The following is a 903-nucleotide window of genomic DNA, read 5'->3' as shown; positions in this document are numbered from 1 at the left end:
GGGTGTTTGGGGGGGGCTGGTTTACCCCCACTCCGCGGATTTCCGCTTTGGTGTAATTGTGGGGCGGGGGGGCGCGGCGGCCGCGCCGGGTCGCAGCGCTCGCCGCGCGATTCGAGGTGAACACCCGCACGGTGCAGCGAGACCTCCAGGCGCTGATGGAGGCCGGTGTCCCGGTGCGCGCCACACCCGGGCGAGGCGGTGGCTGGTCGATCGACCCGGAGATGACGCTGCCCCCGATCCGTTTCACCGCCGCTGAAGCCTCGGCACTGGCCGTCGCGCTCGCCGCGGCGGACGCCTCAGCCCCGTACGCCGGCGCGGCCCGCACGGCGGCCCAGAAGATCGCGGCTTCGATGACCGGTCCCGCCTCGGTGGCGGCACAGGAACTCGCCGCACGGATCGTCACCCTGCCCTCCCCGACCGATTCGACGGTCCGCGCCGCTGTGGAGCGGGCCCTCACCACGAACTCGGTCCTGCGGCTGTCCTACAGCGACGCGGCAGGACGCGAGAGCGACCGCGTGGTGGAGCCGGCCGGACTGCTGACCGCCGACGGCCGGTGGTACCTCATCGCCTGGTGTCGCACGCGACAGGCCGGCCGGGGCTTCCGGCTCGACCGCATCACAGCGGCGGCTTCGACCGATGAGCAGGCGCAGCCCCATGATCTGACCCGGCTGCTGCTCGGCTCGGCCGCAGCCGGCGCGGTGCGGCCGACCGCGCTGGCCTCACTCACGCCCCCGCCCGGGAACCGGAAGGCACCGCCTCGGTGAAGCTTTCCGCCACCGCACCAGGGGTGTCGTTCGGATCGCCCCGGGGCCGTGAGAGGGCGGCGCGTGGGAGAGGTCCGTGCAGTGGGGGGAACGGGGTGGAACATGCCGGGGCGCGGCACCCCCCTCGGGTGCCTGTCTC

The 903-nt window shown here is 74.0% G+C and carries 1 protein-coding gene; it reads left to right on the top strand.

The window, feature by feature from the left end:
• The first annotated feature begins 56 nt into the window (after positions 1–56).
• Positions 57–764, top strand: coding sequence for a helix-turn-helix transcriptional regulator (locus ACFWBT_RS28250; protein ID WP_385705414.1), 708 nt, complete (start codon positions 57–59; stop codon positions 762–764).
• The last annotated feature ends 139 nt before the right edge of the window (positions 765–903 follow it).

The organism is Streptomyces sp. NPDC060027 (genome assembly GCF_042737005.1).
In the GTDB taxonomy this organism is placed as follows: Bacteria; Actinomycetota; Actinomycetes; order Streptomycetales; family Streptomycetaceae; genus Streptomyces.
The sequence above is the reverse complement of the archived record's forward strand: the minus strand, read 5'-3'. Positions and strand labels throughout refer to the sequence as shown.